Annotated in this window: 20 protein-coding genes; 4 read left to right on the top strand and 16 right to left on the bottom strand. The window is 62.9% G+C overall.

Annotated features, from left to right (window positions below):
• Positions 1-108: 108 nt before the first annotated feature.
• On the top strand, positions 109-1,317 hold the full coding sequence (locus QEH68_RS08450) for an MFS transporter (protein WP_280627666.1): 1,209 nt from the start codon (positions 109-111) through the stop codon (positions 1,315-1,317).
• 27 nt (positions 1,318-1,344) lie between these two features.
• On the opposite strand, the gene QEH68_RS08445 is transcribed toward QEH68_RS08450, so the two are convergent.
• From QEH68_RS08445 to infC, 4 genes are all read right to left on the bottom strand, one after another.
• Complete coding sequence (locus QEH68_RS08445; protein WP_207597044.1) at positions 1,345-2,271, bottom strand: RNA methyltransferase; 927 nt, start codon at positions 2,269-2,271, stop codon at positions 1,345-1,347.
• 26 nt (positions 2,272-2,297) lie between these two features.
• Positions 2,298-2,972, bottom strand: coding sequence for a 50S ribosomal protein L20 (gene rplT / locus QEH68_RS08440; RefSeq protein ID WP_089594417.1), 675 nt, complete (start codon positions 2,970-2,972; stop codon positions 2,298-2,300).
• A gap of 120 nt (positions 2,973-3,092) precedes the next feature.
• A complete protein-coding gene (gene rpmI, locus QEH68_RS08435; RefSeq protein ID WP_011774324.1) occupies positions 3,093-3,287 on the bottom strand; it encodes a 50S ribosomal protein L35 in 195 nt (64 codons plus the stop codon).
• A 121-nt stretch (positions 3,288-3,408) separates the two neighbouring features.
• Entirely contained in the window at positions 3,409-4,434 is a 1,026-nt protein-coding gene (gene infC / locus QEH68_RS08430) for a translation initiation factor IF-3 (protein ID WP_280627665.1), read from the bottom strand.
• Between the two features lie 392 nt (positions 4,435-4,826).
• Between infC and QEH68_RS08425 the strand changes: the two genes are divergently transcribed.
• The gene (locus tag QEH68_RS08425) at positions 4,827-5,228 is read left to right on the top strand and encodes a DUF1844 domain-containing protein (protein WP_089597300.1); all 402 of its coding nucleotides are present in this window, start codon (positions 4,827-4,829) and stop codon (positions 5,226-5,228) included.
• Between the two features lie 82 nt (positions 5,229-5,310).
• Here QEH68_RS08425 and QEH68_RS08420 read toward each other — a convergent pair whose 3' ends face one another.
• From QEH68_RS08420 to QEH68_RS08385, 8 genes are all read right to left on the bottom strand, one after another.
• Complete coding sequence (locus QEH68_RS08420; protein ID WP_280627664.1) at positions 5,311-6,615, bottom strand: MFS transporter; 1,305 nt, start codon at positions 6,613-6,615, stop codon at positions 5,311-5,313.
• A gap of 49 nt (positions 6,616-6,664) precedes the next feature.
• Complete coding sequence (locus QEH68_RS08415) at positions 6,665-7,585, bottom strand: SseB family protein (protein ID WP_280627663.1); 921 nt, start codon at positions 7,583-7,585, stop codon at positions 6,665-6,667.
• The gene (gene priA / locus QEH68_RS08410; protein WP_207597040.1) at positions 7,585-8,328 is read right to left on the bottom strand and encodes a bifunctional 1-(5-phosphoribosyl)-5-((5-phosphoribosylamino)methylideneamino)imidazole-4-carboxamide isomerase/phosphoribosylanthranilate isomerase PriA; all 744 of its coding nucleotides are present in this window, start codon (positions 8,326-8,328) and stop codon (positions 7,585-7,587) included. The genes QEH68_RS08415 and priA overlap by 1 nt, the downstream gene beginning before the upstream one ends.
• A 47-nt stretch (positions 8,329-8,375) precedes the next feature.
• A complete protein-coding gene (locus tag QEH68_RS08405; protein WP_280627662.1) occupies positions 8,376-8,534 on the bottom strand; it encodes a hypothetical protein in 159 nt (52 codons plus the stop codon).
• A complete protein-coding gene (gene hisH, locus QEH68_RS08400) occupies positions 8,535-9,287 on the bottom strand; it encodes an imidazole glycerol phosphate synthase subunit HisH (RefSeq protein WP_280627661.1) in 753 nt (250 codons plus the stop codon).
• Positions 9,284-9,910: an imidazoleglycerol-phosphate dehydratase HisB gene (gene hisB / locus QEH68_RS08395; protein WP_089594411.1), complete on the bottom strand. Its 627-nt coding sequence runs from the start codon at positions 9,908-9,910 to the stop codon at positions 9,284-9,286. Before hisB ends, hisH begins: the two co-directional genes overlap by 4 nt.
• Before the next feature lie 46 nt (positions 9,911-9,956).
• Positions 9,957-11,075, bottom strand: coding sequence for a histidinol-phosphate transaminase (locus tag QEH68_RS08390; RefSeq protein ID WP_280627660.1), 1,119 nt, complete (start codon positions 11,073-11,075; stop codon positions 9,957-9,959).
• 78 nt (positions 11,076-11,153) lie between these two features.
• Positions 11,154-11,513: a LysM peptidoglycan-binding domain-containing protein gene (locus QEH68_RS08385; RefSeq protein ID WP_207597037.1), complete on the bottom strand. Its 360-nt coding sequence runs from the start codon at positions 11,511-11,513 to the stop codon at positions 11,154-11,156.
• 345 nt (positions 11,514-11,858) lie between these two features.
• Between QEH68_RS08385 and lexA the strand changes: the two genes are divergently transcribed.
• A complete protein-coding gene (gene lexA, locus QEH68_RS08380) occupies positions 11,859-12,602 on the top strand; it encodes a transcriptional repressor LexA (protein WP_089594409.1) in 744 nt (247 codons plus the stop codon).
• Here lexA and QEH68_RS08375 read toward each other — a convergent pair.
• A complete protein-coding gene (locus QEH68_RS08375) occupies positions 12,599-14,659 on the bottom strand; it encodes an ATP-dependent DNA helicase (RefSeq protein ID WP_207597523.1) in 2,061 nt (686 codons plus the stop codon). The genes lexA and QEH68_RS08375 overlap by 4 nt on opposite strands.
• On the bottom strand, positions 14,652-16,214 hold the full coding sequence (hflX, locus tag QEH68_RS08370; protein ID WP_207597035.1) for a GTPase HflX: 1,563 nt from the start codon (positions 16,212-16,214) through the stop codon (positions 14,652-14,654). Before hflX ends, QEH68_RS08375 begins: the two co-directional genes overlap by 8 nt.
• A 519-nt stretch (positions 16,215-16,733) precedes the next feature.
• Here hflX and QEH68_RS08365 point away from each other — a divergent pair.
• The gene (locus tag QEH68_RS08365; protein ID WP_280627659.1) at positions 16,734-17,348 is read left to right on the top strand and encodes a methyltransferase; all 615 of its coding nucleotides are present in this window, start codon (positions 16,734-16,736) and stop codon (positions 17,346-17,348) included.
• Here QEH68_RS08365 and dapF read toward each other — a convergent pair.
• Together dapF and miaA are read right to left on the bottom strand one after the other, a co-directional pair.
• Positions 17,329-18,294, bottom strand: coding sequence for a diaminopimelate epimerase (dapF, locus tag QEH68_RS08360; protein WP_280627658.1), 966 nt, complete (start codon positions 18,292-18,294; stop codon positions 17,329-17,331). The two genes, QEH68_RS08365 and dapF, sit on opposite strands and share 20 nt — an antisense overlap.
• A gap of 37 nt (positions 18,295-18,331) precedes the next feature.
• Positions 18,332-19,258 (bottom strand): tRNA (adenosine(37)-N6)-dimethylallyltransferase MiaA, encoded by a 927-nt coding sequence (miaA, locus tag QEH68_RS08355; RefSeq protein ID WP_280627657.1) that lies wholly within the window; start codon positions 19,256-19,258, stop codon positions 18,332-18,334.
• Positions 19,259-19,274 lie beyond the last annotated feature (16 nt).

The raw sequence follows: 19,274 nt of genomic DNA, 5'->3' as shown, positions 1-19,274 counted from the left end.
GATGGGCATCGTCACATTCCTGCGTCAACGACAAGCCACGGGACTAAACTTGTTATCGGATTTTCTCCGCATTCCCCAGCCCACAAGGCACCCTCAAGAAACAGGCTTATGACTACCACTGTGTCCCCGTCCACCGACGCTAAAGCAACAAGGCGCCACCTTGGCCTGGCCATCCTGGCGTTGGCCATGGGCGGGTTCGCCATAGGTACTACCGAGTTCGCCATGATGGGCCTCCTGAAGGAAGTGGAGGAGGGACTCGGCATCAGCACACCTGAGGCAGGAAACCTGATTTCGGCCTACGCCCTTGGCGTGGTCATCGGCGCACCGATCTTCGCCGCATTCGGGGCCAAGCTCCCCAAGAAGCACCTCGCCTTGGGACTCATGCTCTTCCTTTCATTGGCTAACCTGACATCCTTCATCGCACCGGACTACGGCTTCATGCTGCTCTCCCGCTTCGCCTCGGGCCTTCCGCACGGAGCCTTCTTCGGCGTGGCCGCCGTCATCGCCGCCGGGCTCGTTGCACCAACCAAGCGCGGGTGGGCAATCTCCATGGTGATGGCCGGCCTCACAGTTTCCAACGTCATCGGCGTGCCCTTGGCCACCTGGGTGGGACAAACCTTTGGCTGGCGGCTGCTCTTCATCATTGTTGGTGCCATCGGACTGGTGACCGTTGCCATGGTGTGGAAGTTCGTCCCCTTCGAAGCAGCCCACCCCGATGCCAGCATCCGTCGTGAACTTGGCGCCCTCAAGCGCCTGCAGGTGTGGCTGGCCCTGCTCATCGGCATCATCGGCTTCGGCGGGTTCTTCGCCGTCTACACTTACATCGCCCACACCATGACATCTGTGGCAGGAATCCCCGAGAGCCTCATTCCAGCTGTCGTGGCCCTCTACGGCCTCGGCATGGTGGTGGGCAACATCGTGGGCGGGCGAATCGCCGACAAATCCGTCATGGGCACCATCTACTGGGTAATGCCGGGAATCGCCGTGGCCTTGGTGGTCTACGCCATCGCAGCGCACTGGGCCTGGGCAGCGTTCATCATGGCATTCGTTGTGGGAGGCGTCGGTTCGATGCTGACTCCGGCGTTGCAGACACGCCTGCTGGACGCTGCCCCGGGAGCCGCGTCCCTGGCGTCCTCGCTGAACCACTCGGCCCTGAATATCGCCAACGCCCTCGGAGCCTTCCTGGGCGGCACCGTAATCGCGTGGGGCTGGGGCTACGTGGCGCCCGCCCTTGTGGGGGCGGTACTGGCCATCCTGGGCCTGGGCGTAGCCCTGCTCAGCGGCCTGCTGGAACGCAAACGACCGCTTGCCAGCTAATCCCTCGATGCTGTGCGGGCGCTGGAACTATTCCCAGGCCTCGTACAGCGCCTGCGTTGTGGCACCCTGCTGGGAGCGTGCACTGGCGTAAAGGCACACAGTGGCTGCTGTGCCCAGATTCAAACTCTCAGCCGATCCGTAGACGGGCACAGCCACGCGGTGGTCAGCGAGCGACAGCTCGGCGTCTGACAAACCCTGCGCCTCATTGCCGAACAGCCACGCCGTAGGCGCCTCAAGAGCGTACACAGAGGCTACAGAATCATTCCCCAACCTCCGGGCAGCATTTTCGTCCTGGAGCTTGTCCAGGTTCACGGTCCCGTAGCCGTCCGCGGCAAGGACGCCGATACCGCGCTCCCTGCAGCGCTCCACCAGATCCTCAACCTCGGCTCCAAGCACCACTGGGAGGTGGAACAGGGAACCGGCCGTGGATCGGACAGCCTTGGGATTGTAGATGTCCACGCTCGAGCCCGTCAGGATCACGGCATCAGCACCGGCCGCATCAGCTGCACGAAGGACCGTGCCGGCGTTGCCGGGGTCCCGCACCTGGCACATAACAGCGATCAGGCGCGGGCCGGCGTCGAGCACTGATTCCAAGCTGACGTCAACAAAACTGCACACGGCCACGATTCCTTGCGGATTCACCGTGTCCGCCATCGCGGCCAGGACTTCGTCGCTTGCCAGCCGGAGGGGCGTTCCCTGCGCGAGGTCTGCCAGTTCCGGAAGACGGTCCAGGCACGCTTCGCTGGCAAAAACTTCATGCACGACGGCGGGACCTCCCGCCGCGGTGCGCTCACGGTGCAGGCTCAACGCCTCGCGTACCGCCTGCGGACCCTCCGCGAGGAAGCGTCCGCGTTTTAAACGCGCCGGGCGCCCGGCAAGCTTGGCGACATCCCTCACCCGATCAGCTCGGGGGTTGGTCATCGAAAAGTCTTGCGGGCGCCCGGTTTCGTTCATATAAAGAACTTTAGTGGCTGTTGCGACTAGTTCTTGATCTGCTGGCGTGCTTCGCCACCTGCAGGCTCAAAGCCGGCAGCCTTTGCAGCTTCAACGGTGGAGAACCAGTATTCAGCAGCGGTGGTGTTGTACCAGGTGGAACCCGGAACGTGGTACTTCTTGGACTCGGCGTTGCCCTTGATGGCGTAGCCTTCCGGAGCCTCGTCGCCATCAGCGGCAACTGCGCCATCGATGGCGGGCTTCTCGGAGACGACAGCCTTGACAGCCGTTGCCGTGGCGGCAGCCGGAGCAACCTTTGCAGCCTTCGGAGCAGCTACGGCCTTGGCAGCCGGAGCCGACGTGTCAGCCGGAAGTGCAGCCTTGGCAACGTTCACCAGAGCGGCGAAAGCGTTGGCGTCAGAGACAGCCAGTTCGGCCAGCATGCGGCGGTCAACCTCAACCTCAGCGGCCTTCAGGCCCTGGATGAGACGGTTGTAGGTGAGGCCGTTGGCGCGGGATGCAGCGTTGATGCGCTGGATCCAGAGGCGACGGAAGTCACCCTTCTTCTTACGGCGGTCACCGTAGCTGTACACAAACGAGTGCAGCAGCTGCTCTTTGGCCTTGCGGTACAGGCGCGAACGCTGACCGCGGTAACCCTTGGCGCGTTCGAGGACAACCCGGCGCTTCTTGTGGGCGTTTACCGCCCGCTTCACACGTGCCACGTGCGTACTCCTTCAGAAATCTTTATCCCAAGCTGCTACTGCCGGAAAACCCGGCCGGCCTGAGAAGGCTTTTGGTGTAGTCGGCAACTGCCGGATGGCAGCAACCAAAGAACTTGGAACTTAGACGCCGAGCATCTTCTTGATGACCTTGGCATCGCCCTTGAAGACGAGCTTGTCGCCGGCGAGGCGACGGGTCAGCCTGGAGGACTTGTGCTCCAGGTAGTGACGGCGGTTGGCCTGCTGACGCTTCAGCTTGCCGGTACCGGTCAGCTTGAAGCGCTTCTTAGCACCGCTGTGGGTCTTCATCTTCGGCATGGGAACCGATCTCCTTACGTATCCACGGACGAATCCGCGATTCTTTCGCGCAGCCGGCCTGCGAGGGCCGGCATGCTGGTTGCTTGCCGGTGGAGGCGGAGCCTCCGCGGCGTTGAACTAGTTAGTTGGTCTTGCGTGAAGCAGGCTTCGGCGCGGCTTTGGGGGCCGCGGGCCGAGCTGCCGGCTTAGGAGCTGCCGGCTTGGCCATGGGCTTCGGAGCCGCAGGAACCGCGGGCTTCGGAGCGGCCGGAACCACAGGCTTCGGTGTTTCGGCCGGGGCAGCCTTCGCTGCCGGAGCCTTTTCAACCGGTGCAGCCTTGGCCGGTTCAGCCTTGGGAGCCGGGGCTTCCTTGACTACGGGTGCTTCTTCGACAACAGGCGCCGGAGCTTCCTCTGCAACAGGAGCTTCCTCGACTGCCACTGCCTCTTCAACTGCCGGGGCCTCTTCAACAACCGGTGCCTCTTCGGCAACGGCTGCTTCAGCCTCGGGAGCCTCCACAGTTTCCTGCGTGGTCTCGTCTTTGCCAGCCAGCAGGCCGGCCGGAAGAAGGTCACCCAAGGTCTGCGTCAGCGGAGCCTGGTCACCAGTGGTGTCCACGTGTCCCGACGCCTTGGCCTCATTCTGGGCCTTGGCTTCTGCACGCTGGGCTGCACGGCGGGCTTCTGCCTTCGCTTCAGCCTTGTTCTTCAACGGACCGATCACCATGACCATGTTGCGGCCATCAATGCGCGGGCTGGACTCAACGATGCCAACCTCGGCAACATCCTCGGCAAACTTCTGGAGCAGGCGGATGCCCATCTCCGGACGCTGCTGCTCACGACCGCGGAACTGGATCATGGCCTTGACCTTGTCACCGGCACCGAGGAAGCGAAGTGCGTGGCCGCGCTTGGTTTCGTAGTCGTGCTTGTCGATCTTGAGGCGGAAGCGAATTTCCTTCAGAACCGTGTTGGTCTGGTTCTTGCGGGCTTCGCGGGCCTTGACTGCAGCCTCGTACTTGTACTTGCCGAAGTCCATCAACTTGCAAACAGGAGGCTTAGCCTGCGGGGCAACTTCAACGAGATCGAGATCGGATTCGGCAGCAAGACGCAGGGCGTCCTCGATGCGGACAATTCCTACCTGTTCGCCGGCAGGGCCGACCAACCGCACCTCGGGGACGCGGATACGCTCATTGATTCTTGGCTCGCTAATGTTAAAGCTCCTGTGGTTGTGGTGATATCACCGGCAAATAGAGAAGGCCCCCAATTGCTGGTGCAATCGAAGGCCTCGAAGATCGGCTGCACTCCCCTTGCGGGAAGTACGCACTATGGGTGGCTGTGCCGCCCACGTGTCCGACCAGGTACCCGGCAACCTCTTGTCCCGAAAGGGATCATGTCCCTGATGGGAACGGCTGACGCGGGTGGGAGAGAACTCCGCTTGCAAACTGAAAGACAATTCTACAGAAACAACCCGCCAAGCGCACATTGCACGTGGCGGGAGCATTACTGCTGATGTTGGCCGTGAATAACGACTTCCAGTCGGTCTGTGACAAGCTTACCAGTATGAGCACTGAAGACAGCAATTCCCGCAACTCCTACAGCGAAAACGCGGCTTCGCCTGCCGCTGATGCCGGGGTTTCCCAGCAGATCCGCGACATCGCTGAAGTCCCGGCCGTAGAAGTCATCACCACTGGCGCCGTTCACCTGATGAGCGCAGCTGCCGTGAAAGTTGGCCTGGCGGATGACCCCAACGCCGAGGACCTCAAGGATCTCGACGAAGCCCGCAAGCTGATAACAGCCCTTGCCGGCCTCGTTTCCGCAGCCGCCCCGGAGATCGGCTCACAGCACGCCGGACCGTTGCGCGATGGGCTTCGCTCTCTGCAATTGGCCTTCCGCGAGGCATCGCTGATTCCCGATGCTCCAGGCAAGGGCCCCGGCGAAAAGTTCACCGGTCCGGTGAACTAGCCGACAACTGCAACAGAATTCAACGACGGCGGGTCGACCACATGTGGTCGACCCGCCGTCGTGCTTTCTTCCGCTTGGCGTGTCAGACGCGGGCAGCGCGTCGACGCAGGGAAGTCAGGACCAAGCCTGCAATACAGAGCACGACGCCTGCCGAACCGATGGCCGCGAATCCAGCTGAAGGACCCACGGCGTCGATGAAAACGCCGGCCAAAGGGGCGCCCAGCGCAACGCCGGCCGTCAGGGCAGAGCCGTACCAGCCCATTGCTTCGCCGCGGCGTTCCTCGTCCACGAGGTCGGCGACCTTCTCCGACGACGCGGACAGGACGGGTGCGCATAACAGGCCCGGCAGGAGTGACAGGAAAGCCAAGGTCCAGGTGTCCTGGGCAAATCCCATGGGGATGGTCAGGGCGGCCATGCCCAGCAGCAGCAACATGGGCGAAATGGAGCGCTTCATGGAGCCGTAGATCAATCCGCCGACCACGGATGAGGCGCACCAGAAGAAGAACACGATGCCAATTTCATTCTCGTGCCCGCCACGTTCCAGCAACCCGACGATGCTCACATCCGAGCCGCTGAGCACCATACCTGAACCGGCCGCCACCGTGAAGAGGGCAGCCACGGATGCGGTGAACCACGTGAAATTCCTGGCCACACGGCTTCGGAGGGCTGCACTGCGCGACGTTGAGGACGCCATTTCCGATGCCGCTTCCTGGACATGGGCCGGCGCCGAGGCCACCATGGCCGCTTCAGCGGCAGCAAGATCCGCTGCGGCCCGGTCCGCGGACTCCTCCGGCGTGCAGGCCGCCTCGCTTCGTGTTGGCGGGTTGAACCACATGAGGAAGAGTCCAGCCACGGAGACCGAGATACCTACCGCAGTCAGGCCTATCGCCGAGTGGCCGCTTGTGGCAACAATGGCGCCAACGGCCGGACCTATCATGAAGACGAGTTCAGTAGCGATGGAATCGAGGGCGAACGCAGACCGGCGCTGTTCCCCCTCCACCATGACGCCCAGTGACTGACGTACAACACTGAAGATCGGCAAGGTGAAGAGCCCGCCGACAAAGACCAACGGCAGAAGCCACTCATAAGATACGTGCGGGACGATCGACCAGATCACAGTCTCGGAGACCACCGAGGGGATCAGGGCCTTCCTCAGGCCCACCATATCCACCCTGCGGCCCCGCCACGGCGCGCCCAAGGCGATGCCAATGGTCATCACGGCCGCTGCTGCACCCGCGGCTGCGTAGCCCTGGCCCAAGGTCAGGACGATATGCAGGGTGAGGAGAACGCCGGCAGCAGAATGCGGAATACGGGCGATCATGCCCACCACCAGCAAGCGCCGGACAGGGCGGATGGACAGCATCTCCTTGTAGAGAGCGAAATTCACTGGCTAAATCCTCTTGTTCCCCCGGGGCAGACCGGGGAACCGGCTGCCGTTAGTGCAGCCCAGGCTCCTGCGCCGCACGCTGCAATTTCACTTCAATGGAGTCAACGCCTTCAGCGAAGGAATCCATCCGTGCCCACGCCTCATTGAGTTGCGCCACCAGAGTTTGCACGGCCACCGCGTCGAGGCCATCTTCAAGGAAGAGCACCACCCGCAACTCCGGACCCGAGCCACCGCCGGACACCGTCCGCCCGTCAGCCGTCAACGACGCAACGCCCGCGCCGGGCTGCGTCTCCAGCCGGCGCACGGTCCGGAAACCTGACACGGTTGAAGCGAGAGCAGACTCCAGTTGATCATCAAGGTATGACGGCGTCCAGTCCCGCTGTTGGGCGAGGGCCCACATGGCCGGGCGTCGGACCACGAACGTGAAGTCCGACCCTGGATCCAACACCAGCAACTGCGCACCCTCGGAGACCGCGGAAAGAGCCGCGCGGGCCGCGTAAACCGCCACGGGACGGGCTTCCCCATGCCAAGCCTCCAGCGCAGCCGCCGAAGTAAAGACAGGCATGGCTTTGCGACCATCAGGCGCCTTAAGTGTGACCAATGCCATATCCGCCTGCTTGTCAGCATGCAGCCCATCAACACCAACGGCTTCCTCTGCCAACTGCGCAACAACGGGAACAAACACCCGTGCAGTAGCCAGCGAGGCAACAACATCGGCCTCGGTTCCGGTGCCGTTGATCAACGCGGAAATTGCGGTGACGTAGCCGGCGTCGGCCGTTCCGTCGTCGTCCTCAAAGTTATGGATCCTGGCGTCGTCCCCACTAAGGCTCCTGCCTGCCCACGGTTGCCCGGCAGAGTCAGTCGCTCCCCCGGCCCCGGCCAGGGCGGCGGCAATGTGGCCCGGCAGGTGCCGGCTGCCTGCACCAAGGTGGCCTTGGTGACCATGCGGGTGTTGGGCGTCGTGGGGCATCAGCGACGACCGGCAACGTCCAGGGCTTCGGGCAGCGTGAAGGCACCGGCATAGAGGGCCTTGCCCACAATGGCACCCTCTACGCCCAGAGGCACGAGTTCACGCAGGACGCGGAGGTCCTCAAGGCTGGAAATGCCTCCCGAGGCGACAACAGGCTTTCCGGTCTTCTCCACCATCTGCCGCAGCAGTTCCACGTTGGGCCCCTGCAAGGTTCCGTCCTTGGTGACGTCCGTGACGACGTAGCGCGCGCAGCCGGCATCCTCAAGACGGGCCAGGACTTCCCAAAGGTCGCCACCCTCCTTGGTCCAGCCCCGGCCGGCAAGGGTGGTACCCCGGACGTCAAGTCCGACGGCGATCTTGTCACCGAAGCGGTCAATGGCCCTGCGGGTCCACTCGGGGTTCTCGAGCGCTGCCGTGCCAAGATTCACCCGCGCGACACCCAGCCCCAAGGCGCGCTCCAACGATTCGTCATCGCGCAAGCCACCGGACAGCTCTACCTTGACGTCCAGCTGCTTCACTACCTCACTGATGAGGTCCGCGTTGTTGCCGCGACCGAAGGCGGCGTCGAGGTCCACCATATGAACCCATTCGGCACCGGCATTCTGCCAGTTCAGGGCTGCTTCCAGAGGCGTTCCGTAGCTGGTCTCCGAACCGGCCTCTCCTTGGAGGAGGCGGACTGCCTGGCCGTCAACGATGTCGACGGCGGGCAGGAGTTCCAGAACAGGCTGGGCAGAGGTGGTCATGTGGGTCCTTGGAGTTCGAGGTTTGACGCGGGTTCTTGGTGACCGGCTCAGTTACCGGGCAGCGTCAGGAGGTAGGCGGCCAGCAGGGACAACCCTGCCAGCACGTAAAAAGAGATGGAAACCCAGCGGGGCTTCTTCTGCTGATGGAAGGAAAGACCGCCGCCCACCAGCACGCCGGCAAGGCCCATGAGGACAACAGACCACATCTAGGCGGCACCGCTTCCGGAGGTTTCCGCTGCTGGAGCACGGGTCTTTTTCAGGCCGTCCACCCAGTTCCGCAACAGGCGCGCCCCGGCGTCCCCCGACTTTTCCGGGTGGAACTGGGTAGCGCAGAGCGGCCCATTTTCCACGGCGGCAATGAACCGTGCGCCATGCTCGGACCACGTCACCTGCGGCGGGGCCATGCGGGGCTGCACAACGTCGAAGTTCCATTCCTGCACACCGTACGAGTGCACAAAATAGAAACGCTCCTGCTCGACGCCGGCAAAAAGCTTGGATCCTTCCGGGACATCCACGGTGTTCCACCCCATGTGCGGGACGACGGGAGCAGGCAGGAGCTCCACCTTGCCAGGCCACTCGGCCATGCCCTCGGACTCGGTGCCGTGTTCCACACCGGCTTCAAACAGAACCTGCAGACCAACACAGATGGCCAGCACAGGCCGGCCGCCGGCGACCCGGCGTCCGATCATCCGGATGCCATCCACGGCTTTCAGTTCCTTCATGACGGTCTCGAAAGCACCGACACCCGGAACCACCAGGCCATCGGCGTTAAGCACGTCTTCAGGCTTGGAGCTCAGCACTACATGGGCGCCGGCACGCTCCAGTGCCCTCACAGCCGAACGTACGTTGCCCGAACCATAGTCGAGCACCGTGACAGTGGGCTTGCCTTCCGGGGACTCGGGCTTGACCGAAGCGATGGTGTCGGCGACTGCCCCGTCCTTCAGGACCTGACCGCTCACAATGCCCCCTTGGTGGAGGGGATGCCCTCGACCCTGGGATCGGATTCCACTGCAGCACGGAGTGCCCGGGCGAAGGCTTTGAATTGGGCTTCCACGATGTGGTGGGGATCGCGGCCGGCGAGAACGTTCATGTGCAGGCAAATCCCGGCGTGCAGGGTAATGGCCTCAAAAACGTGGCGGGTCAATGAACCAGTGAAGTGACCACCAATCAAGTGGTACTCCTGGCCGGCCGGCTCTCCGCCGTGAACGAGGTACGGGCGGCCGGAAACATCCACCACAGCGTGGGCAAGGGCCTCATCCAGAGGAACAGTGGCTTCGCCGAAGCGGCGGATGCCCGCCTTGTTGCCCAAAGCGGTGCGCAGCACCTCGCCAAAGGTGATGGCAACATCTTCAACGGTGTGGTGGGCGTCGATGTGGGTATCGCCGGTGGCCTTCACGGTCATGTCAATCAACGAGTGCTTGCACAGCGCCGTCAGCATGTGGTCGTAGAACGGAACCGAGGTGCTGATGTCCGAGACACCTGATCCGTCCAGGTTGATCTCCACCAGGACGGAGGATTCGCTGGTGGTGCGCTCCATGCGCGCGGTGCGGGCAGCGGACGGCGTGGCGCCGGTTTCGCTCATTGGGACGTCCTTATACACGAAGAGTGGGTTGGGTCTATGGACAAGTTTAGGCGGGCTGGGACGCCCCGCCGTCCAGCAGCGCTTCCAGCGCCTCGAGGAAGGCCGTGGTTTCCGGTTCGGTTCCAGCAGTGACCCTGAGGTGGCCGGGAATCCCGACATCGCGGATCAGCACGCCGGCGTCAAGCAGGCCCTGCCAGATCGTGTGAGGATCCTTGAGTCCGCCGAAGAAGACATAGTTGGAGTCCGACTCCGCAGGTTTCAAGCCCATGCGCAGGAGCTCGGTCACAATCCGGTCGCGCTGGACTTTAATGTCCTCAACGTCGGCCATGAGGGCTTCCCGGTGGTTGAGCGCAGCCAGGGCGGTTGCCTGGGTAACAGCCGACAGGTGGTACGGAAGCCGGACCAGCCGGATGGCATCCGTGACCTCGGGAGCAGCAGCCATATAGCCCAGTCGGGCACCGGCAAGGGCAAAGGCCTTGCTCATGGTGCGGGAAACGATCAGACGCTCGCGTCCCGGCAACAAGGTCAGGGCGCTCGGGGTATTGTCGTGTGCGAACTCGTGGTAGGCCTCGTCCACGATCACTATTGCCTGGCTGGCTTCGCCTGCCTCATAAACAGCCTCAACGACATCCAGCCCCAGACCTGTTCCCGTGGGATTGTTGGGTGAACACAGGAACACGATGTTGGCACCTGTCTCCCGGACCTGTGCAGCGGCGGAGGCAGCATCGAGGCCGTAGTCGTCAGCCCTGACTCCGCGGACGTATTCGGTATCCGTGCCGCTGGCCAGCAACGGGTACATGGAATACGTGGGCGGGAATCCCAGTGCTTTCCGGCCGGGTCCGCCAAATGCTTGGAGGACCTGCTGCAGAACCTCATTGGAGCCATTGGCTGCCCAGATGTTGTCCGGGGAAAGATTGTGACCAAGGTAGTCGGCCAGCGACTGGCGAAGTTCCGTGAACTCCCGGTCCGGGTAGCGGTTGAGCCCCGTGGCCGCAGCAGCAACAGCTTCTGTGATGGCTGCCTGCACATCAGCCGGGACGCCATGGGTGTTTTCGTTGACGTTGAGCAAAATGGGGACGTCAAGCTGCGGAGCACCGTAAGGGCTCAGTCCACGCAGGTTGGTCCGGAGGGGTAGTCGGTTAAGTCGCTCAAGCTGGTCACTCACCACCACAGTTTAAGGGGCCGCCGGGACTGCCGACTAACTGTGACGCCGGGTGGCCGGCTCATGCGGGCATGCAACGTACTAATTTGCGGGCACGAACAGTTGCTGACCCGGCTGGATACGGCCGCCCCGGAGGTCATTGAGCTGGATGATCTCCGCAATCACGTCGCGGGGATCCCGCTCAGGAGCAGCGGCTCCGGCGATGCCCCACAGCGATTGTCCCGGCTGAACCGTAACAGTGACAGCGACGGGCGGTTGGAGTTGCGCCTGGGAATCCGAAGCCTTGGCCGGTGACGTGATAAATCCAGCCAGGCTCAGCAGCGCAGCCACCAGCAGCATTGCCGGGATGCCGAAGAAGACCATCCGTCCCCGTCGGGTCAGGCGCAGACGCGCAGGCGCCTGGGTGGTGCGGAAATCAGCGAACGTAGTGATTGCGGACATGAGCTGAGCCCTTCTGAGCTATTGCCGTGCGCCGGGTCCCGGTACATGGCTGCCAATTCTGTGTGTTCCCCTGCCCAACTCCGTCAGTTCGAACACTTCGTTCGAACAGCCGGCGTCAGCATCAGGTTTATAGAACACATATTCGAACCTTGCTATGACATTTTTAGCACTTATCAACGAACGGTGTCGAGACTCGCTAGAACAAATGTTTGATAAACGCCTGTGGCTGCCCTACGTTTGAGTGAAGAAACAGCACTGTTTCAGTGGAACAGGAGGGTCTGACATTTTTTGCAGGCCCGACGACCCCGGGCTCACTCCGGGCGGAATGGAAAGGCATTGGCGAACATGGCAGCGAAAGCCACCGGCGGCGGGGCACCCCTGCGGAGCCAGCAGCCTCAAAAGAGTCCCAAGAGCCTGACTGTCCGTCAGAAGAAGATCCTGGAAACCATCCAGCGGTCCGTCAATGACAACGGTTATCCGCCCAGCATGCGCGAAATTGGAGACACCGTGGGCCTGGCAAGCCTGTCGAGCGTGACGCACCAGCTCTCCCAGCTGGAGAAGCTTGGATATCTCCGCCGCGATCCCAAACGTCCCCGGGCCATGGAAGTCCTCATGCCGTTGACCCTCGATGGCGGACCCATTCCGGGAGTGGAAGCACCCACTACCCTCCGCAGCACGGGTGGCTTTGCCGTCACAGAGCTTGCCAGCGCCAGCGATACTGCCATGGTCCCGCTGGTTGGTCGGATCGCTGCCGGCGGCCCCATCCTTGCTGACCAGACCGTGGAGGACGTGCTTGCCCTGCCCCGGCAACTCGTAGGGCACGGCGAACTCTTCATGCTGAAGGTGGCCGGCGACTCAATGATCGATGCCGCGATCTGCGACGGCGACTGGGTAGTTGTCCGCCGGCAGAACGACGCCATCAACGGAGACATCGTGGCAGCACTGCTGGACGACGAAGCAACCGTGAAAACCTTCCGCCAGCGCGATGGGCACACCTGGCTTCTTCCGCAGAACACCCAGTACGAACCCATCCTCGGCGACCAGGCCACCATCATGGGCAAGGTCGTGTCGGTCCTGCGTTCCCTCTAGGAGGCTTTGGCCGGGCCCAGACGCTCCAGGACGCCCCGAACCACGGTTCTGTCCGTCGTCGCCCAGAACGGCGGCAGGGCTGCCCTGAGGAAGCCCCCATAGCGCTCTGTTGAGAGCCGGGAGTCCAGGACCGCCACAACCCCTTTGTCCCCGGTGGAACGGATGAGCCGGCCTGCCCCCTGGGCCAGACGAATGGCGGCGTGGGTCGCTGACACGGCCATGAATCCGTTTCCACCCGACTGTGCCACGGCACGAGAGCGGGCAGTCATCAACGGGTCATCCGGACGCGGGAACGGGATTCGGTCTATGACCACAAGGCGGCACGAACCACCGGGGACATCCACACCCTGCCACAGCGACATCGTGCCGAAGAGGCAGGTATCGGGCTCGTCGGCGAACTGCTTCACCAATGCGGCCATGGTGGATTCACCCTGACAGAGAATACTGACGTCGAGACGAAGCCTCATGGCATCGGCGGCTTCCTCAGCCGCCCGCCGCGACGAGAAAAGACACAGCGCTCCCCCACCGGAAGCGCGGATGAGGTCTTCCAACTCATCCAGGGCCTCGGGCGAAGTTCCACGGCCAGGCTTGGGCAAGTGCTTGGCCACGTAAAGCACACCCTGCTTGGGGTAATCGAAGGGCGAGCCAACATCGATCCCGGTCCAGCTTGGCGCTCCATCGCCAATCAGTCCAAGGCCACCTGCAGCCGGTTCGAAAGCCGAGCCGATGGCCAGGGTAGCTGAAGTCAGCACCACTGTGTGACCGGCAAAGAGACCTTCGCGCAGGCGTCCCGCCACACTCAGGGGCGCAATGTTGATCAGGGCCGGAGCGGTCTCGTCGGGTTGCGAGTATCCCTGCTGGGGATCGAACGTACTGTTGCGGGAAAACCACACCACTTCCCGGTTCTCCTTGGCCGCGAGCATCCGCTCGCACAGCTCCAGAATGAGCATGAGCCGTGAACGCGCCAGCTGCCTGCCGCCGTCGACCGCGTTGGAAGAATCCGTCTTCGAATCCGACAATGCTGCGCGTGTGGCTTCCCTCAGTTGGTCCAAACAGTCGAGCTGTTCGTCATTGAGCCCACTGGGCAGAAGACCATTGGGCACGCCCGCTATGGCCATATCCAAACGATCGGCGGCCGCGTTGAGGGCATCCACCGTGATGGCCGTGTGCTTGCGCGCGCTCGACGCCGCCGCATGGACCATGGCCACGGACAACTGGCCTGACACCGCGCCCGTCACCCGGTCCTGCAGTTCATGGGCCTCATCCACTACCACGACGTCGTATTCGGGCAGCACAGCCAGCCCTTCGAAGGCGCTGACGGCCAGCATGGCATGGTTGGTGACAACGACGTCGGCTTCGCCTGCGCGGGACCGGGCCAACTCACTGAAGCACTCCTCGGCGAGGGGACACTTCTGCGCGCCGAGGCACTCCATGGACGTCACGGAGACTTGCCGCCAAGCCCGGTCCGTGACGCCGGGCATGAGTTCGTCACGGTCGCCGGTAGTGGTCTTTTCGGCCCATTCGCGAAGCCGGACCACTTCCTTGCCCAGCTGTGATTGCGGTCCCCCCATGGACGCCGCAAAGTGCGGGACACTGGTGTCCTCGCCCAGGGAGAACAGCTGACCCTCGGACGGTTCCTCACTGGGGAACCCGCCTTCGAGTTTTTGCCGGCAGACGTAGTTGGCCCTGCCCTTGACGAGCGCCACGTTGACGGGGCGTTCAAGGGCCGGGTTGATGGTCTCCAACAGCCGGGGAAGGTCGCGGCCAACAATCTGTGTTTGGAGTGCCAAGGTGGCGGTGGACACCAAAGTCGGTTTGTCGCTGTCCATCGAATGCGCGATCAATGGAATCAGGTACGCCAAGGACTTACCTGTTCCCGTTCCCGCCTGGACCAGCAGGTGCTCCCCGGTCTCGATGGCCCTGGTGACATGCTTGGCCATCTCGTGCTGCCCGGTACGGCTTTGACCGCCCATGCCGGCAACAGCCCGGTCCAACAACTCGAGGGTGGTCTTCTCCCCCAACGACTCGACGGCGTCCGCCGCCACCTTCTCAACCATTGGTGACGAACGGCTCCAGTTCGGCTGCCAGTCCTTCGCGGACCATGACAACAACACGGGTCCCGTTTTCCTCGTGCTCGAGGGTGAGGATTTCCGAGTCGGAGCTGTGGAGCTTGCTGATCATTTCGCCGCGGTCGTAGGGAATGAGAAGCTCCAGGCGCACCCCCGGGCGGGGAATGGACCGGCTGATGTCTTCCAGCAGTTCGGCGATGCCTTGGCCAGTGCGTGTAGAAACAACCGCATGACGCGGTTCCTTCTGCTTCAGGCGCTCAACGACGAAGGGATCCGCGACATCAACCTTGTTCAGGACGATGATCTCGGGCACCTTGCGGGCATCCACCTCTGTGAAGACCTCCCGGACAGCAGCAATCTGGCCTTCGGGATCAGGATGCGAGGCGTCCACTACGTGCAGGATCAGGTCTGCGTCCGCCACTTCTTCCAAGGTGGAGCGGAAGGCTTCAATCAGCTGGGTCGGCAACGAACGGACAAACCCCACAGTGTCCGCCAAGGTGTAGCCGATGCCATCCGGCGTTTGGGCTTTACGGACGGTGGGATCCAAGGTGGCGAACAGGGCGTTCTCCACCAGCACACCAGCGTCAGTGAGGCGGTTCAGGAGCGATGACTTGCCGGCGTTCGTGTATCCGGCGATTGCGACGGAAGGAACGGCATTACGACGGCGGTTGGCGCGCTTGGTCTCGCGCGCCGGCTTCATCGCGGCGATCTCACGGCGAAGCTTGGCCATGCGGGTGCGGATGCGACGACGGTCCAGTTCGATCTTGGTTTCACCAGGACCACGCGAACCCATGCCGGCACCAGCCCCACCCACCTGGCCACCGGCCTGGCGTGACATGGAGTCGCCCCAACCACGGAGGCGCGGGAGCAGGTACTCGAGCTGCGCAAGCTCAACCTGGGCTTTGCCTTCACGGCTCTTGGCGTGCTGGGCGAAGATGTCCAGGATCAGCGTGGTGCGGTCTACTACCTTGACCTTGACAATGTCCTCAAGGCCACGGCGTTGGGAAGGAGCCAACTCGGTATCCACCACTACGGTGTCCGCACCGGTGGCGGCAACGATGTCCTTGAGTTCCTGGGCCTTGCCCGACCCCAGGAAGGTCCCCGGGTCCGGCTTCGTTCGCCGCTGCACCAAACCGTCAAGGACTTCCGAACCGGCAGTCTCTGCCAGGGCAGCTAGCTCGCGGAGTGAATTTTCAGCGTCGGCCAGTGTCCCCTCGGTCCAGAGGCCGGCCAGGACGACGCGCTCAAGGCGCAGCTGCCGGTATTCGACCTCGGTGACGTCTTCGAGTTCCGTGGACAAGCCAGCCGTACGGCGCAGTGCACGACGCTCGGCCAGGTCTTCCTGGTCGCCGTCGTAGATGCTGTGTTCCTGGTCAAGTGTGGAAATGGCCTGTGCCTTGCCGAACACACCACCGGCATCGTCGTTATCGGATGCTTGCGCAGGTACGTCCTTGGAAAGAATCCGGTCGATGACGGCCTGGATTTGTTCAGGACTCATGTCCTGGGCGTCGGAATCGGATCCGGAGTGCTTCTGGGTGGTCATGGTCTCCTTAGACTGTTCGGCTATTCCAGAATAGTGCTGTTTGCTGTTCAATGGGGCGCTATTCGCGCTGGGCTGACGGGCATGGGCCAAAGAGGGCCTCCTGTGCTGAACGGCCGCCCGTGGAGTGGGCGGCGGTTGCTGTGATCTGGCGTGGTGGGATCCGCGTGGAGGTTCCTGGCTGTCTGGAGATTGCACTGCCGGCTTACCTGGACCGCACAGGATGCTGACGGTTCAGAGAGCTGGGCTGGAGGGTGTGATCTTCAAGACATCCGTGACGGGGAACGCGGGTCAACGGATGTGCCGGTGGGACCTGCCTGGCGGAAAGACCGGGGCTTGGCAGAACTGCCAAGGACCGGGCTGCATCGCGGGCGGTGCCGTGTGACGCCTGAGTGCTCAGGCGGGTGGCGGCTTTTTACTCGAAGATCAAGAACATGCGTTTCACACTATCATCCAATGTCAAGCCAGCTCTTCGGGCGGGCAGTTTCCCATGGCGCCGATAGCCAACTAATCTGGCAAATTATGGAGTCTGCACACTATTTCACCGCCCAACCGGCCGGACCATTCACCCGAAAGCCACTCACGGTGGAACTCGCTGGAGCCACACGCCACTTGCAGACCTCCTCCGGCATCTTCAGTCCCGACGGAGTGGACAAGGGCACTGCCATACTCTTCTCCGAAGTTCCGCCGCCTTCACCCCAGGGAAACTTGTTGGACATCGGCTGCGGCTGGGGTCCTATTGCCTTGACGCTGGGGCTGATGGCCCCCCACGCCAAGGTGCACGCCGTGGACGTCAATGAGCGGTGTGTCACGTTGACCAATGAGAACGCGGCTGCCCTGGGTCTGGACAACGTGACGGCGAGCCTGCCGCACGAGGTAGACCCCGCCGTCGAGTTCGACACCATCTGGTCCAACCCGCCTATCCGCATCGGCAAGGACGAGCTGCACACCCTGCTGCTGACGTGGCTGCCGCGCCTGGCCCCGGGAGGAAACGCCTGGTTGGTGGTTCAAAAGAACCTTGGCTCGGACTCCCTCCAGCGGTGGCTCGCCGGCGAGCTGGACAAGAGCTACACGGTGGGCCGGGAGAGCACGTCCAAGTCCTTCAGGATCATCAGGGTCAGGAAAGCGTCCCAGTAGCCACGATCACGGCCGGGCCGCTGAGCTCTACATGTTCGCGGCCACCTGCACCGGGGAAGAATTTAACACCCACGACGCCGCCCGGCACCTTAACGTGCCAATCGTTCGGCGCGGTGTTTCCGGCCCAATGACGAATGGCGACAGCGGCCGCGCAGGCTCCTGTGCCGCATGATTGGGTCTCCCCCACGCCGCGCTCATGGACACGCATGGTGATGGTGCCGACGCCGTCTTCAACCAACGGTTCGGCCGGAACAACGAATTCAACGTTGGTCCCGTTGACAGGCTTGGGATCGACCACCGGCGCCTTGAACAATTGCGTGGCCGACAGCTCCTTGAGTTCGGCCAAAGCAACCACAGTGTGGGGGTTGCCCATGCTGACTGAGAGGCCCGGACGGGCTACTTCCAGGCCGTCAGCGCTGACCAATGCGTCCATTGCCTTGGTGGTGGCTTCCTTGGGGAAGATGAACTCCCATGGGCCCATGTCCACGGCATACCCGTTGGCCGTACGGACCACTTTCTTGACCCCGCCACGGGTGCCGATGGTCAGGGTTTCGCCCGGGCCAAGATCCACCAGTTTTTCCGCAATCAAGAAGTGCACGAAGACGCGGACGCCGTTGCCGCACATCTCCGAGAGGGAACCATCGCCGTTGCGGTAATCCATGAACCATTCGGCGTCCGGGTCCTGCTCCAGAAGGTCCCGACCCTCCGGAAGGAACCGCGACGGGACAGCGCGGATAAGACCGTCTCCACCAATGCCTACGTGGCGGTCGCATAATTGGGCAACCTGCTCCGGGGTGATCTCGTGGGCATCGCCGGGGTCGGCAATCAGGACGAAGTCGTTGCCCGTTCCATGGCCCTTGGAAAACGTCAGCCCAGCAAGGCTTGAGGTCACGGTAGCACCGGCAGCTGTGGACTGCTGGGCGGGAACTGCAGGGGTTTCATCCATGCCACTAGGCTACCTTCCACGCTGGTTTGGCCAGAAATCAGGCCGGCCGGCTCGAAGCGGTGGCGACGGCCTTGGCCACGAGGTCGGTATCCTGCCAGTCAAGCCAGGTGATCCGGGGGTCAGCCCTGAACCAGGTGAGCTGACGCCTGGCGAACTGCCTGGTAGCCACGATGGTTTCCTCTGAAGCGGCAGCAACATCGGCTTGACGGTCCAGGACCCTCAGGAACTGCGCGTACCCCAGGGCACGGGACGCGGTCTTGCCCTCCCTGAGCCCCGCAGCATCAAGCCGTTCAACCTCCTCAAGCAGACCAGCCTCCACCATCCGATGGACCCTCAGGGCCAACCGTTCCCTCAGCACCTCACGGTCCACTGACAGCCCGATCTGCACTGCCGGGTGAAAGTACTCGCGCTGCGGCATGAACGAACTGAAAGGCCGCCCGGTGAGCTGGTGCACTTCAAGGGCCCGGATCACCCGCCGCGCGTCACCTACACGGGCTGCCGACACGGGATCGGCGTCCTCAAGGCGGGTTCGCAGCGGCGCGAGGCCGTGCGCGTCATACTCTTCTTCCAGGGCCTTACGGATGACTGGGTCGGTGCCGGGGAACTCCAGGACGTCCAGCGCGGCGCGGACGTACAGACCGGATCCCCCCACCAGGATAGGGCGTTTTCCGCGTGAACGGATTTCCCCAATGGCTCTACGGCAGTCCGCCTGGAAGTCCGCAACACTTGCCTCCTGGGTGACATCCATGGTGTCCAGCAAGTGATGGGGAACGCCCTTGCGCTCTTCCACGCTGATCTTGGCTGTTCCGATGTCCATCCCGCGATAGAACTGCAGGGCATCCGCGTTGATGACCTCACCGTTCAGGGCGAGGGCAAGGTTGACACCCAAGTCCGACTTGCCGGAACCAGTGGGGCCAACCACTGCAATGACGGGCAAGGAAGCGTCCTTGGTGTAGGTAGGCACAGGGTTCCTGGTCCGA

Source organism: Paenarthrobacter sp. OM7, assembly GCF_029873575.1.
GTDB lineage: Bacteria > Actinomycetota > Actinomycetes > Actinomycetales > Micrococcaceae > Arthrobacter.
Note: the sequence above shows the minus strand (reverse complement) of the source record. Positions and strands in the feature narration are given on the sequence as shown.

Bases quoted from the DNA above. Each gene is read 5' to 3' on its own strand.
- hflX (WP_207597035.1), bottom strand. From the start codon at position 16,214: ATGACCACCCAGAAGCACTCCGGATCCGATTCCGACGCCCAGGACATG.
- QEH68_RS08375 (WP_207597523.1), bottom strand. From the start codon at position 14,659: ATGGTTGAGAAGGTGGCGGCGGACGCCGTCGAGTCGTTGGGGGAGAAG.
- QEH68_RS08405 (WP_280627662.1), bottom strand. From the start codon at position 8,534: ATGTGGTCTGTTGTCCTCATGGGCCTTGCCGGCGTGCTGGTGGGCGGC.
- dapF (WP_280627658.1), bottom strand. From the start codon at position 18,294: ATGGATGAAACCCCTGCAGTTCCCGCCCAGCAGTCCACAGCTGCCGGT.
- QEH68_RS08385 (WP_207597037.1), bottom strand. From the start codon at position 11,513: ATGTCCGCAATCACTACGTTCGCTGATTTCCGCACCACCCAGGCGCCT.
- rpmI (WP_011774324.1), bottom strand. From the start codon at position 3,287: ATGCCGAAGATGAAGACCCACAGCGGTGCTAAGAAGCGCTTCAAGCTG.
- priA (WP_207597040.1), bottom strand. From the start codon at position 8,328: ATGACCACCTCTGCCCAGCCTGTTCTGGAACTCCTGCCCGCCGTCGAC.
- QEH68_RS08365 (WP_280627659.1), top strand. From the start codon at position 16,734: ATGGAGTCTGCACACTATTTCACCGCCCAACCGGCCGGACCATTCACC.
- QEH68_RS08415 (WP_280627663.1), bottom strand. From the start codon at position 7,585: ATGCCCCACGACGCCCAACACCCGCATGGTCACCAAGGCCACCTTGGT.
- QEH68_RS08425 (WP_089597300.1), top strand. From the start codon at position 4,827: ATGAGCACTGAAGACAGCAATTCCCGCAACTCCTACAGCGAAAACGCG.
- hisB (WP_089594411.1), bottom strand. From the start codon at position 9,910: ATGAGCGAAACCGGCGCCACGCCGTCCGCTGCCCGCACCGCGCGCATG.
- lexA (WP_089594409.1), top strand. From the start codon at position 11,859: ATGGCAGCGAAAGCCACCGGCGGCGGGGCACCCCTGCGGAGCCAGCAG.
- QEH68_RS08450 (WP_280627666.1), top strand. From the start codon at position 109: ATGACTACCACTGTGTCCCCGTCCACCGACGCTAAAGCAACAAGGCGC.
- QEH68_RS08445 (WP_207597044.1), bottom strand. From the start codon at position 2,271: ATGAACGAAACCGGGCGCCCGCAAGACTTTTCGATGACCAACCCCCGA.